Here is a 12,591-nt window from a genome sequence, read left to right on the forward strand (position 1 = left end):
ACGTGATCGCCGGCGAGGAAATCCTGCTGACGGCAGGCGGCGGCTACATCCGGCTCAAGGGCGGGAACATCGAGATCCATTGTCCGGGGAAGGTGGATGTGAAGGGGGCGGATCACAGCTTCAGTGGACCGGCGAATTTGAATGTCCCACTTCCGAACTATCCGATTAGTGATTTTAAGCCATCTGGCAAATTTACATTTTCCGAGTAGTGAACAATGATTATCAGCCCGCCAATTTTAAAAACTTCTCAAGGAAGCACTCCGGACCATAAATGGCTAGAGGAGTTAATGCCGCTTTCGTCCGGGGGGAACTACCCGATCTCGAATAAGCTCGCTTGGCACGGTGGCCAACATATTGCACATACTGATACCAGCGGGACTGCTGAGCCGGTTCGGGCTATCGCTGACGGCGAGGTAGTGTTTTGGCGAGATTCCAATGGTGCCGATCAAGCCCCGCTAAATTATGAAGGTAAGACAGACAATGGCTGCATCGTAATAAAACATAAGACTGAGATTGGCGAAGGGACAGAAGGATGCATCGAATACTATTCGATCTACATGCACCTTAAACAAGTATTCGTAAAGAAGAAACAAACTGTTTATCGCAAAGATAGCTTGGGTAGTGTTGGGGCGTGTAACGGTAAAAATGCCATGCATTTGGAAATAATTTGTGATGATGAAAATTTAAGAAAAATAGTGGGGCGAGGTTCTGGGGAACTGGATGTCAGCAAAAATGGTCGTCGCAATATCGTCTATGGCGATATTCATTTTTACCTTCCGTCTGGGACTAGGTTTTTTAGTTCTATCGCTTCAAATGAGGCTACTTCCGGTAATGGTTCTCCAATATATACTTCGACTTCTCCGCTATTCGTGATAATGCGCTTCGAACGTGGTAAATGTTTGCTCCACACACGTCAAGAGGATGCCACAAGGATGGGGTTGTACATCGAAATAGGGCAAGAATTGTCTGCGGAGGACAAAGAATATGAATACAACCTTTATGCCAAAGCCTGCAAGTTAGGTGATGCTTTTCACGTTGCACCAAGTGCCGCGTATGAATTGTTGCGCTTTGGCCGAGTTATCAATATCGAAAATGAAACACCTATTGCTTCTGGTGCGGTGCCTCATTGGCATAGGGTCAATTATCCAGGTGGTGATGGGTGGGTTGATCTCAATGCAATGGCCGTTATGAAGTTTAGCGACGGCGATTTTCCACACTGGTTGGGCTGGGCAACAATAGGTGATGACCCAACACCGGACAGCCAATGTAATTCACCAACACTTGAGAAGTGGATTAAAGGAATTGATGAGAAATTAACAGAAAATGCTCTATCAATTGCATTGAGAGATGAAGAGATTCAGTCTAGGCTTTCTCGTACAATATGTAAATTCCCCACGGAATGGGAAAGAGCGCAGGTTGATACACGTTACTCTTGGTTGAAAAAGTCAAGCGATGTGTTGGTCGAGCCAATGAAGGATGAAAAATATGCTGAATTTAAGGCGTATGTAGAGGCCTTGTCATTCTGGGAGGAGGCTAAACTTGCGATTAGTAACAGCCACTGGCACTTTCATCCTCGAGAGTTCATCCGCCATCTTGGAGGTGCCGAGTGGCTTAGCGAGAAAGAATGGGAGCAATTGATTCCAAAAAATGTGATTAGAAAACCCGGATCCCACAAGTCGGAAAAAACTTCTTTTTGGGAGAGCCCTCGTGTTTCCAGTGATTTTGTTCAGCTTTACTATCCAGAGCTCAACAAGGCTATGAGGAAATTTTTTATAATGAAAAGTGCCATGAGGGCTGCATGTTTCCTCGGAAATGCCATACAGGAAACGCAGTGGCTTAGCGCCACTAAGGAAGGAGGTGGTAGGTTTCCTGATTTGCATAAAGGTTGGTATGGAAGAGGGTTTCTTCAACTCACCAATCCGGATGGGGATATCAACAAAGGAAATAATAATTACTACAAATATTTTTCTTTCTGTGGGAGAAAAAATAAAGTTCCACCTACTCAGGTGGAACTTAATTGGCGCGATGAGTTGGCTTCTTCTGCATTTCACGCAGCGAATAGTGCTGGGGCGTATTGGTCTTGGGATGCCGGTGTGAAGAAGAATTCAAATATATACGCGGATGAAGAAACTAGGAATGATCTGAGGTCAATTGCTACCAACAAGGGGGAGAAGTACTGGTATTACTCTAGATCATTTGCAAAATGCGCTGCATCCGTGAATTTGCCAGGGCAAATACAAAGAGATCCACCCGAGAATATGAATGGGTTGGTGGACAGGCATGTAGCATATGTGAATGCATTAATGATTCTGCATGATTCGCCGATCTTCTCCGATGGCAATTACCCTAAAGGGTTCGAGTATAGGAGGGTGAAAATATGAGTTTAATTTTTAAGTCTGCATTGTTATTTTTCATGATGATGATTTCGGGATTATCTTACTCAAAGCAGGCGTGTGACACGATATTTGCAAATTTCAAGAATGTTGATATAAAAACTTGTGATTTGGATAAAATGGAAATTTCTGGAAAGATTGCAGGACGGAAAGTTAATGTCAAGTCATTCATTGTTGAAAAGGAAGGTGTCGCATATGAAGATTTTGATTTGAAATTGGAGAATGGATTTATTTGGCCGTCAAACAGTGGAAGGTATATTACTGGGATAGATAGGAAATTCACCGTTCCCATAAAGAATGGGTACCTGCAAGTTATTCATTCCAACTATATTTTTGGGGATGGACAGAAGGAGTTGACAAATATTTATTATGCGTGCAGACATCCCTTGCTTAATAAGTGCGCAGAAGTTGAGGTGACTGGAGTTGTCGCAGAAAAAGAAATGGTGTCAGTTCTAGAAAAAATTTTTTCCGTGACGCAATAACAGAATTGATGTTTACCCGGGTGTGGTGGCTCATAGACTTTATGGCTCAGTCGCCTCAACTGAGGGTACTGAGTTGATAAAGATTCTGATACATGAAATACAGATATTAATCAGCGCTTTAAGATTTTTTACGGATTTATAACGAAAAAGGCGACGGAAATCTCCGTCGCCTTTTCTTGGTTAGTTGGTCACTTTCGCTTCCACAGCCCTCAACGCCGTCCTCACCCCTTCCTCCACCACCGGGTGATAGAACGGCATCTCCAGCATCTGCTCAACCGTCAGCCCCATCTGCACCGCCCAAGCCAGCGTGTGGGCGATGTTTTCGGCGCGGGGGCCGATCCATTCGGCGCCGAGGAAGCGGCCGGTCGCCTTGTCGGCGTAGACGTGCATCAGCCCGCGGTTTTTCAGCATCACGCGGCTGCGGCCCTGGTTTTCGAAGCTGACTTCGCCGGCGACGAAGCTGCCCGGTTCGAGGTCGGCGAAGCGGGCGCCGACCATGGCGATCTGCGGGTCGCTGAACACCACACCGATCGGTGCGCGGCGCAGACCGGGTTTGACGTCGGGGTAGCTGGCGGCGTTGCTGCCGGCGGTTTTGCCTTCGTCGGCGGCTTCGTGCAGCAGCGGCAGGATGTTGTTGGCGTCGCCGGCGATGAAGACCGGGCTGTTGCCGCACTGCAATGTCTCACGGTCGAACAGTGGTACGCCGCGCGCGTCGAGTTCGAGGCCGGTGTTTTCCAGCCCGAGGCCGGCGACGTTGGGGCTGCGGCCGGTAGCGGCAAGCACGTAGTCGAAGCGCTCGGTGACGGTTTCGCCGGCGAGGCTCACGTAGCGGATCACCGCTTCGTCACCATCGCGCGCCATCGATTCGATCTTGGCGTCCGGGTCGAGGTAGAACTCGTTCTGGAAGGTGGTGCGGGCGTAGTCGCGGATCGCCGGATCGCTGAGCGGGCCGACGCCGCCACGCGCACCGAAAACACGGACGTCGACGCCAAGCCGGGACAGTGCCTGGCCGAGTTCGAGACCGATCACGCCCGGGCCGAACACGGCGACGCGGCGCGGCAGCGTTTTCCAGCTGAAGACGTCGTCGTTGACGATCAGCCGGTCGCCGAAGACCTTGAACGGCTCGGGTATGCTGGGGCTGGAGCCGGTGGCGATGACGACGCGGTCGGCTTTCACCGTGGTGTGGTCATCGACCAGCAAGGTCAGGTTGTCGACAAAGCGGGCGTAGCCGCGCAGTTTGTCTTCCGCCGGGATGCCGTCGACGCTGTCGAGCACGAAGCTGACAAAGCGGTCGCGTTCGCGCCGGACCCGGTCCATTACTTCGCGGCCGTCGATGACGATGTCGCCGACGACATGCACGCCGAACGGTGCGGTGTGGCGCGCTTCGTGAGCGGCTTCGGCAGCGGCGATCAGCAGTTTGGAGGGCATGCAGCCGACGCGGGCGCAGGTGGTGCCGTAGGGGCCGCCCTCGATCAGCAGCGCGGTTTTGCCCGCGGCCCTGGCTGCACGGTAGGCGGCGAGGCCGGCGGTGCCGGCGCCGAGGATGGCAACGTCGATGGTGATCGTATTCATGGCGGCTTCCTTTGAACCTGCCCCATTCGGCGGCTGCGCCCGCGCATTCCGGTGCCGTCCGATGCTCGGAATCCTCATGGACCATGTGTCCATTCCGGTTCCTGTGCTTCGGGCGTCACCAGACTGCTTTGGCTCGCTCGCCGACTGGGACTGGTTTTGTTGTTATTCGGGTCGGATAGCAATCATCGAGCCGGATGCACTGCGACAGTGCGATCGGGGCTGGTGATTGAAAAGGGCCGGTCAAGCCGGCCCTGTGTGCTGCATTCGGCCCGGCGGCGAGCCGGGCGCGGGCCTTACTTGACGAGGAAACGCTCGAGCTGTTCGTGGCCGCCGATCAGCTTGCCGTTGATGAACACCTGCGGGGCGGTCATCGAGCCCGAGACGGCGCCGAGCGCCTTGCCGCGGATCTTGTTGTCCAGCGGCACGTCGACGAAGTCGTAGCCGTGTTCGGTCAGCAGGGCCTTGGCCTTGGCGCAGAACGAGCAGCCGACCTTGGAGAACACCACGACCTGATCCGGCTTCTTCGCATTCGGGTTGATGTAGTCGAGCATGGTGTCGGCGTCGGACACTTCAAACGGGTCGCCTTCCTTCTGCGGCTCGATGAACATCTTCTCGACCACGCCGTCCTTCACCAGCATCGAGTAACGCCAGCTGCGCTTGCCGAAGCCGAGGTCGCTCTTGTCGACCAGCATGCCCATGCCTTCGGTGAATTCGCCGTTGCCGTCCGGGATCATCACGATGTTCTGGGCTTCCTGATCCTTGGCCCATTCGTTCATCACGAAGGTGTCGTTGACCGAGACGCAGAGGATGGCGTCGACGCCGTTGGCCTTGAAGGCCGGGGCGAGTTCGTTGTAACGCGGCAGGTGGGTGGAGGAGCAGGTCGGGGTGAACGCACCCGGCAGCGAGAACAGCGCCACGGTCTTGCCTTTGAAAAGCTCGTCGGTGGTGACGTTCTTCCATTCATTGTTTTCGCGGACGCGGAAAGTGACGTTGGGGACGCGTTGACCTTCACGGTTTTGCAGCATGTCTAAACTCCTTTTATTGAGGCGGGTAGGCTGCGTCGTGCAGCGATGGGTGAAGTATCCTGACCTTGTTGCGATACGTCTAATTTAATGATTTCAACATATCGATTGCCAATTTCTATCGATCCGTAACCGGGTCGTGTTTGCGCTGCCGGCTTCCGCCGGCGGGCGGCCGGTGGGATCATCGGCCATCGAACACTTGCAAGGAGCGCCTGTGCGGGCCCGACTACTGAGCTGGCTGACCTGCCTGTGCCTGATCCTGCCCGTGCTGGCTGTGGCGGTGCCGCTCCCGCTGAAACCGGTGGCGGCGTCGGCCCCGGCGGCCTCCGGCGCTGCCGCGGCCGAGCTTGGTGCCTCGCTCGACACGGTGATCCGGACGCTGGAAAACGAATCGCAGCGGCAGGCACTGGTGGCCGAATTACGGGCACTGCGCGTGTCGGCCAGTGCCGTCGCGGCATCGGCGCCGGAAGTGGAGCAGGGTGGCATGCTGGGCTGGCTCAACTCACAAGTTGATGTGTTGAGAAACCAGTTTGACAGCGGATTCCGCCCTTTGTTGCGCTGGCGGGCGCTGATTGGCAATAGTGCCAGCGAGCTGCGCCAGCGCATTGCCGAGCAGTCCGGCGATCCGTGGCGCTTTCCGGCGGACTTCGTGCTGGCGCTGGGCATGTGGATGGCGGCGGCGCTGGCGCTCGGCTGGATCGGCCGGCACATCGGCCTGCTGCTGGGCTTGCGCGGGGTCGAGCTGCCCGCGCATCCGCGCACGCGCGAACTGATGCTGTTCATCTGGCAGCGCATTGCACCGTGGGCGCTGGCGTTTGCGTTGACGCTCTATCTGGTCCACCTGAAGGTCACGCTCGGCGGCCTGCTGGCGATGATGCTGGCCTATGCCATCCTGGTCGGCGCGCTGTTCTCGGCACTGAGCGTGCTGCTGTTTTCACTGCGTGGCACCGGGTTGCGACGGGCAGCGGCGCGGGTGCTGATCGTGCGGAGCAGGCACTGGCAGATGCTGATCGGCATGGCACTGGCGCTGGCCGACGCCTTCAGCAATCCGACGATCAAGATCGAGTTCGGGCCGAACCTGGCCGGCCTGCTGGCCGCCATGGCCGACCTGACCACGATTGCATTGACCGCCGCGTTCGCGATCGCCTTCCGCCGGCCGATCGGTCACCTGATCCAGAACCGGCCGTACGCCCAGCGTCACGCCGGCAAGGCGCTGACCGAGACGCTGCAGTTCGTGGCTGCACTCTGGCATCTGCCGGTAGTGCTGCTGTGCGCGCTGTCGGCGTTCAAGACGCTGGCCAACGCCGGCCGGCTCGAAAACACGCTCAACAGCGCCGCGCTGAGTACGCTGCTGATGATCGGCACTTTCCTGGTCTCGACGTTCCTGCAGCGCTATTTCGCCGCCTCGCGCACCCGGCGGCACCGCCGCCGCTCGCCCTACCTGAGCCGGCTGCTGGTGTTCGGGCAGAATCTCTGCCTCGTCGGTCTCTGGCTGGTGTTCGCCGAGCTGTTCACCCGCCTGTGGGGGCTGTCGCTGCTCGACATCGGTGCACTGCGGCTGCGCGGCCGGACGCTCGACGACATCTTCGGCGGCATCGTGATGACCGTGTTGATCGCCTGGCTGCTGTGGATCCTGCTCGATACGCTGATCGAAGAAAGCATGAACGGCGGCGGCGGGCGGCGCGGCAAGACGGCGAGCACCCGCGTACGCACCATCCTGCCGCTGTTCCGCAATGCCATCCTCGGCACGCTGCTGGTGGTGGCGGCCATCCTGTCGCTGGCCAACTTGGGCATCGACGTGACGCCGCTGATTGCCGGCGCCGGCGTCATCGGTCTGGCGGTCGGTTTCGGCGCACAGACGCTGGTCAAGGATCTGATCACCGGGCTGTTCATCCTGATCGAGGATACGATCGCCGTCGGCGACTACGTCGACGTCGGCGGCCATGCCGGCACGGTCGAGGGGCTGACGATCCGCACCGTCAAGCTGCGCGATTCGGCCGGCGCGGTGCACGCGGTGCCGTTCAGCCAGATCGCCAGCATCACCAACTACGCCCGCGGCTTTGCCTACGCGCTGTTCGAGATCGGCGTCACCTACGATGCGGACCTCGACAGGGTGATGAAGACGATCCGCGATGTCGGCACCGAGATGCGCAGCGAGGCGCGCTGGCGCCGCGAGCTGCTGGCGCCGATTGACGTGCTGGGGGTGGAGCGCTTCGACGCCAGCGCGGTGATCGTCAAGGCCCGCTTCAAGACCCGGCCGCTGTCGCAATGGGAAGTCGCCCGGGCGTTCAACCTGCGGCTGAAGAAGCGCTTCGACGCACTCGGCATCGCCATGCCCTTCCCGCAGATGGACGTCCATTTCGACCCGCCGGCGGCGGCCGGCGCGGCTCAGCCGGCAGCCGATTAGGGCTCGGCCCCGATATCGGTGTCATAGCGAACGATTCACAATACGGTTTTCCAGTTTGGGCGCCGACCGTCATGCCTCAAGAACTGCTGTTCCTGCTGCCACTGGCCTTCATTGCCGGGATGATCGATGCCGCCGTCGGTGGTGGCGGGCTGATTCTGGTGCCGGGGTTGTTCACCATCCTGCCGCGCGAACTGCCGGCGATGCTGATGGGGACCAACAAGCTGGCCGCGGCAATGGGTACGTTGTCGGCGACATGGCGCTACGCCCGCCGGGTAAAGCTCGACTGGCACGTGCTGCTGCCGAGCGCGGCAGCGGCCTTCGTCGGCGCCTACTTCGGCGCACGGGCCATCCACCTGCTGCCGGCCGATTCGGTGCGGCCGATGGTCGTCGTGCTGCTGGCGGTGATGCTGGTCTACACCTGGTTCAAGCCGTCGTTCGGTGGCGAGGACGCCGGCCGGCCGCTGACGCGGCGTGACCTCTACACCGGCATGGCGATCGGTGCCGCCATCGGTTTCTATGACGGCTTCTTCGGTCCCGGCACCGGCTCCTTCCTGATCTTCCTGTTCGTGCGCTGCTTCCATTTCGACTTCGTCCGCGCTTCGGCGTCGGCCAAGGTCGTCAATCTGGCGACCAACTTCGCCTCGCTGGCGTTCTTCATCCCGGCCAAGCTGGTGCTGTTCGGCTATGCGATCCCGATGGCGATCGCCAATATCGCCGGTGCGCAGGTCGGCAGCCTGCTGGCGCTCAAGGGTGGCAACACCTGGATTCGTCGGCTGTTCCTGACGCTGGCGCTGGTGCTGCTCGCCAAGCTGAGCTGGGACATGCTCAGGCCCGTGCTGTCGTCATGAACCGTTAGCGCGTGCTCCCGTCGCGCCCGGTACAATGGGCCGGATGACGATGGATACCGAGGCGCTGCTGTCGTGCGCCAGTTGCAAGGCCTGCTGTTGCCGGCTTGAAGTGCTGTTGCTCGCCGGTGACGACGATGTCCCGCCGCAGTTCGTTGCCCGTGACGAATGGGGCGGCGAAGTGATGCGCCGGCTGGACGACGGCTGGTGCGCGGCGCTCGACCGCCGCACGATGATGTGTTCGATTTACGCGGTGCGGCCGCTGATCTGCCGCGAATACAAACTCGGCGATCATGATTGCCTGGAGCAGCGCAAGCTCATTCCGCTGCTGGCCGTCCGGGGCGAGGGAGAAGCATGAACTACTGGTTGATGAAGTCCGAGCCCGACGACGTCGGCATCGACGACCTGCAGCGGCTGGGTCAGGTCGGCTGGTACGGCGTGCGCAATTATCAGGCGCGCAATTTCATGCGTGACGCGATGGCGGTCGGCGACGGTGTGCTGTTCTACCACTCGAGCTGCGCCGAGCCCGGCGTTGCCGGTCTGGCCGAAGTCTGCCGCACCGCCTATCCCGACCCGACCCAGTTCGATCCCGAGTCGAAATATTACGATCCGAAGTCGACACCCGAAGCACCGCGCTGGCAGCAGGTCGACGTGCGCTTTGTCGCCAAGGGACGGCTGCTGGGCATCGATGCGATGCGTGCCGAGCCCGGACTGGCGGACATGCAGGTGCTCAAGCGCGGCAACCGCCTGTCGATCACGCCGGTGACCGAAGCCGAATGGCTGCTGATCAGGGACCGGATAGGATGCTGATCGCACTGCTTGCCTGCCTCGGTCTGGGGCTGGTCGCCGGGGTGCTGGCGGGCTTGCTGGGTGTCGGTGGCGGGCTCGTGATCGTGCCGGGCCTGTTGTTCGTCTTCCATCTGGTCGGTCTGCCCGAAACCCACCAGCAGCATCTGGCGCTGGGGACCTCGCTGGCGACCATCGTGTTCACCTCGATCGCCAGCTTCCGTGCCCACGCGGCGCGCGGCGCGGTACGCTGGCCGGTGTTCCGGGCGATCGCGCCGGGCATCATCGTCGGCACTTTCGTTGGCGCGCAGCTGGCGGCGCTGTTTTCCGGCGTGGCACTCAAATGGTTTTTCGTCGGTTTCGCCTATCTCGTCGGCGCGCAGATGCTGGCCGACCTCAAGCCGGCACCGAGCCGGCAACTGCCCGGGCTGCCGGGCATGAGCGGCGTCGGTGGCGTGATCGGCGCGGTGTCGAGCTGGGTCGGCATTGGCGGCGGCTCGCTGTCCGTCCCGTTCATGACCTTGTGCAATGTGCCGGTACGCGAAGCGATCGGTACCTCGGCGGCGATCGGCCTGCCCATCGCACTGGCCGGTGCGGCCGGTTATGTCGCCAGCGGCTGGCATGCATTCGGGTTGCCACCGGGCAGCGCCGGCTTCGTTTACCTGCCGGCGCTGGCCGGCATTGTCATTGCCAGCTTCCCGATGGCCAAGGTCGGCGCTTGGCTGGCACACCGCCTGCCGGTGCCGGTGCTGAAGAAGTGTTTTGCCCTGTTGCTGATCGTCCTGGCAACGAAGATGTTGCTGACGCTGGTCTGACGAAATGAACAACGCCACCCGAGGGTGGCGTTGTTCATGATCACTTGCTTACTGCTGACCGGGCCACGGGCTGCCGAATGCCGCCTGATAGTCGGCAGAGATCGATTCGACCGTGAACTGGTGGTTCTGCGCGCCGCGCTGGGCGATCTTCATGGCACCGAGCAGCGACGACAGCCGGCCGGTACTCGGCCAGTCCCAGCCTTGGGTGATGCCGTAGAGCAGGCCGGCGCGGAAGGCGTCGCCGCAGCCGGTCGGATCGACAACGGCTTCGGCCCGGACGGCCGGGATGTCATGCACGACGCCGTCGGCATAAATGTGTGCGCCTTCGGCGCCGCGGGTCACGATCAGCGCTTTCAGCTGACCGGCAATCTCGGCCAGCGACAGGCCGGTACGGCTGGCGATGACCTCCGCCTCGTAGTCGTTGGCGGCGAGATAGGTCGCCAGCTCGATCATCCGGCGCAGTTCGTCACCGTCGAACAGCGGAAAGGCCTGGCCGAGGTCGAAGATGAACGGGATGCCGGCGGCGGCGAGCTGCTCGGCACGTTCGACCATCGCCTGCTTGCTGTCCGGCCCGATGATTGCAAGTTCAACCGGCGCTTCGACCTGTTCGAGCCGGTTCAGGTGCGCCAGCCCCATCGCGCCCGGGTGGAAGGCTGCGATCTGGTTGTCGTCGAGGTCGGTGGTGACGAAACACTGCGCGGTGAACTGCTCGGGCAGCTCGCGCACATGGGTGCGGGTGATGCCCAGATTGTCCAATCGTTGGGCGTAGGGGCCGAAATCGCTGCCGACCGCCGCCATGATCAGTGGATCACCCCCCAGCAACTTCAGCGAATACGCGATATTTCCGGCACAACCGCCGAACTCGCGACGCATTTCCGGTACCAGGAACGATACCGACAGCATGTGGATCTGATCCGGCAGGATGTGGCGCTTGAATTGATCTTGAAACACCATGATGGTGTCATAGGCAACCGAGCCGCAAATCAGCGTGGACATGGTGTTTCCCAAGTTGAAAATCGGTCGATTATGCCACCTGTCGGAGCCGATGGTCGCTTCGTCGTACCGGGTACCGTTGGCGTGGCTGCTTTGTTAAGCTTGCAGTATGTGTAGGATTATTCATTCATGCTGATTTCCATTTCGAATCTATTGGTATTTGCGAGCCTGCTTCTGGGCGTGCTGGTCGCCGGCCAGCTGGTCCTGCTCGGCAACAGCCAGCATGAATCCGGGCTCGGCCCACTGGCGCTGGCGGGGGCGCTGACCGGTCTGACCGCCTTGCTGGCCGCGCTGGGCATGGCGCCACTTGCTGTTGCAGCATGGGTTTTCGCCGAATCGCTCTTCAATGTGGCGCTGCGCCGTCATCTGCTGAAAACGCCGCACTGGGCGCCGGCGGTCGGTTGCGCGCTACTGGCCTTCTTGCTGGGGGTCGCGTGGCAACGCGTCTTCGGCGATGAACTCCCGGTCATGCTGGCCGCCACCCTGGCCATCGTGCCGCTGGCTGTCTTGCGTCTTCAGTTGCTGCGCCAGCCGTTTGCCGAGGAGCGTGCCGGCGGGCCGCGACTGGTGATGGCGACCGTGTGCACCCTGCATGCTATGTACTGGCTCGGCATGCTGTTCTTCTGGGCCTTTGCCCAGCCCGGCTGGTGGGGAAGTGCCGAAGCGCTGGTGCTCGAATGCATGCTGTTCGGGCTGTTCCAGTCGCTGCTGTGGCCGCAGCTGGTCGCGCAGAAGCTGCGCGGCCGTCTGGCGCGTCTGGCACGCTACGACGTACTGACCTGGGCGCTGAACCGTCGCGGTTTCGAAGAGGTCTGCTTGCGCGAACTGCGTCGTGCCCGCAAGCACGAACGTCCGCTCGGTTTGCTGCTGGTCGACATCGACCGGATGCACGCGATCAACAGCCGCTACGGTCACGCTGGTGGCGACCATGTGCTGCGGACCTGCGCCGCGGCGCTACGCAGTCACCTCCGTCCCGAGGACAGCCTTGGCCGGATCGGTGGCGACAGTTTCTGCATCCTGGCGCCGCACCGCAACGATGCCGAATTGCAGACGCTGCTGATGGAGCTGCGCGAGGCGCTGACCACCATCGTGTCCGACTATGACGACATCGCAATCCGTGTTTCGGCGGGTGTCAGCATGGCGACGTATCCGCATGACGGCGTGGATTTCCCGGTGCTGTACGGGCAGGCGCAATCGCGCCTGCGGCCCGCCACCGACGGCCCGGCATCGGGCTTCATGGTCGCGCGCGGCTGATTCGTCGGGTTTGTCTCGCCAA

General features: G+C 60.0%; 12 protein-coding genes. 9 read left to right on the forward strand and 3 right to left on the reverse strand.

The window, feature by feature from the left end; genetic code table 11:
- The 3 genes from JMJ54_RS07675 to JMJ54_RS07685 form a co-directional block, all read left to right on the forward strand.
- A partial coding sequence (locus tag JMJ54_RS07675; protein ID WP_203537507.1) for a DUF2345 domain-containing protein occupies positions 1-209 on the forward strand: 209 nt, incomplete at its 5' end.
- A 6-nt stretch (positions 210-215) separates the two neighbouring features.
- Positions 216-2,381 carry a M23 family metallopeptidase gene (locus JMJ54_RS07680; RefSeq protein WP_203537508.1) on the forward strand — a complete coding sequence of 722 codons (2,166 nt, stop codon included), beginning with the start codon at positions 216-218 and terminating at the stop codon, positions 2,379-2,381.
- Positions 2,378-2,875: a hypothetical protein gene (locus JMJ54_RS07685; RefSeq protein WP_203537509.1), complete on the forward strand. Its 498-nt coding sequence runs from the start codon at positions 2,378-2,380 to the stop codon at positions 2,873-2,875. The genes JMJ54_RS07680 and JMJ54_RS07685 overlap by 4 nt, the downstream gene beginning before the upstream one ends.
- Before the next feature lie 180 nt (positions 2,876-3,055).
- Here JMJ54_RS07685 and JMJ54_RS07690 read toward each other — a convergent pair whose 3' ends face one another.
- Together JMJ54_RS07690 and JMJ54_RS07695 are read right to left on the reverse strand one after the other, a co-directional pair.
- A complete protein-coding gene (locus JMJ54_RS07690; protein WP_203537510.1) occupies positions 3,056-4,447 on the reverse strand; it encodes a dihydrolipoyl dehydrogenase in 1,392 nt (463 codons plus the stop codon).
- Between the two features lie 293 nt (positions 4,448-4,740).
- Positions 4,741-5,472 carry a glutathione peroxidase gene (locus tag JMJ54_RS07695; RefSeq protein WP_203537511.1) on the reverse strand — a complete coding sequence of 244 codons (732 nt, stop codon included), beginning with the start codon at positions 5,470-5,472 and terminating at the stop codon, positions 4,741-4,743.
- 211 nt (positions 5,473-5,683) lie between these two features.
- Between JMJ54_RS07695 and JMJ54_RS19530 the strand changes: the two genes are divergently transcribed.
- The 5 genes from JMJ54_RS19530 to JMJ54_RS07720 all read left to right on the forward strand — a co-directional run bounded on the left by JMJ54_RS19530 (position 5,684) and on the right by JMJ54_RS07720 (position 10,322).
- Positions 5,684-7,876: a mechanosensitive ion channel domain-containing protein gene (locus JMJ54_RS19530; RefSeq protein ID WP_203537513.1), complete on the forward strand. Its 2,193-nt coding sequence runs from the start codon at positions 5,684-5,686 to the stop codon at positions 7,874-7,876.
- Between the two features lie 71 nt (positions 7,877-7,947).
- A complete protein-coding gene (locus JMJ54_RS07705; protein ID WP_203537515.1) occupies positions 7,948-8,724 on the forward strand; it encodes a sulfite exporter TauE/SafE family protein in 777 nt (258 codons plus the stop codon).
- Positions 8,725-8,767: 43 nt separating this feature from the next.
- Entirely contained in the window at positions 8,768-9,079 is a 312-nt protein-coding gene (locus JMJ54_RS07710) for a YkgJ family cysteine cluster protein (RefSeq protein ID WP_203537517.1), read from the forward strand.
- Positions 9,076-9,531: an EVE domain-containing protein gene (locus JMJ54_RS07715; protein WP_203537519.1), complete on the forward strand. Its 456-nt coding sequence runs from the start codon at positions 9,076-9,078 to the stop codon at positions 9,529-9,531. Before JMJ54_RS07710 ends, JMJ54_RS07715 begins: the two co-directional genes overlap by 4 nt.
- Positions 9,525-10,322, forward strand: coding sequence for a sulfite exporter TauE/SafE family protein (locus tag JMJ54_RS07720; RefSeq protein WP_203537521.1), 798 nt, complete (start codon positions 9,525-9,527; stop codon positions 10,320-10,322). The genes JMJ54_RS07715 and JMJ54_RS07720 overlap by 7 nt, the downstream gene beginning before the upstream one ends.
- Positions 10,323-10,370: 48 nt before the next feature.
- On the opposite strand, the gene JMJ54_RS07725 is transcribed toward JMJ54_RS07720, so the two are convergent.
- Entirely contained in the window at positions 10,371-11,318 is a 948-nt protein-coding gene (locus JMJ54_RS07725) for a carbohydrate kinase family protein (RefSeq protein ID WP_203537523.1), read from the reverse strand.
- A gap of 126 nt (positions 11,319-11,444) precedes the next feature.
- Here JMJ54_RS07725 and JMJ54_RS07730 point away from each other — a divergent pair, with 126 nt between their 5' ends.
- Positions 11,445-12,569, forward strand: a complete 1,125-nt coding sequence (locus JMJ54_RS07730) for a GGDEF domain-containing protein (RefSeq protein WP_203537525.1) — start codon at positions 11,445-11,447, stop codon at positions 12,567-12,569.
- Positions 12,570-12,591: the final 22 nt, after the last annotated feature.

Origin of the sequence: Jeongeupia naejangsanensis (genome assembly GCF_016865585.1) — a bacterium.
GTDB lineage: Bacteria > Pseudomonadota > Gammaproteobacteria > Burkholderiales > Chitinibacteraceae > Jeongeupia > Jeongeupia naejangsanensis.

Excerpts from the sequence above, each read along its gene's own strand:
- JMJ54_RS07680 (WP_203537508.1), top strand. The coding sequence starts at position 216 with ATGATTATCAGCCCGCCAATTTTAAAAACTTCTCAAGGAAGCACTCCG.
- JMJ54_RS07685 (WP_203537509.1), top strand. The coding sequence starts at position 2,378 with ATGAGTTTAATTTTTAAGTCTGCATTGTTATTTTTCATGATGATGATT.
- JMJ54_RS07690 (WP_203537510.1), bottom strand. The coding sequence starts at position 4,447 with ATGAATACGATCACCATCGACGTTGCCATCCTCGGCGCCGGCACCGCC.
- JMJ54_RS07695 (WP_203537511.1), bottom strand. The coding sequence starts at position 5,472 with ATGCTGCAAAACCGTGAAGGTCAACGCGTCCCCAACGTCACTTTCCGC.
- JMJ54_RS07705 (WP_203537515.1), top strand. The coding sequence starts at position 7,948 with ATGCCTCAAGAACTGCTGTTCCTGCTGCCACTGGCCTTCATTGCCGGG.
- JMJ54_RS07710 (WP_203537517.1), top strand. The coding sequence starts at position 8,768 with ATGACGATGGATACCGAGGCGCTGCTGTCGTGCGCCAGTTGCAAGGCC.
- JMJ54_RS07715 (WP_203537519.1), top strand. The coding sequence starts at position 9,076 with ATGAACTACTGGTTGATGAAGTCCGAGCCCGACGACGTCGGCATCGAC.
- JMJ54_RS07720 (WP_203537521.1), top strand. The coding sequence starts at position 9,525 with ATGCTGATCGCACTGCTTGCCTGCCTCGGTCTGGGGCTGGTCGCCGGG.
- JMJ54_RS07725 (WP_203537523.1), bottom strand. The coding sequence starts at position 11,318 with ATGTCCACGCTGATTTGCGGCTCGGTTGCCTATGACACCATCATGGTG.
- JMJ54_RS07730 (WP_203537525.1), top strand. The coding sequence starts at position 11,445 with ATGCTGATTTCCATTTCGAATCTATTGGTATTTGCGAGCCTGCTTCTG.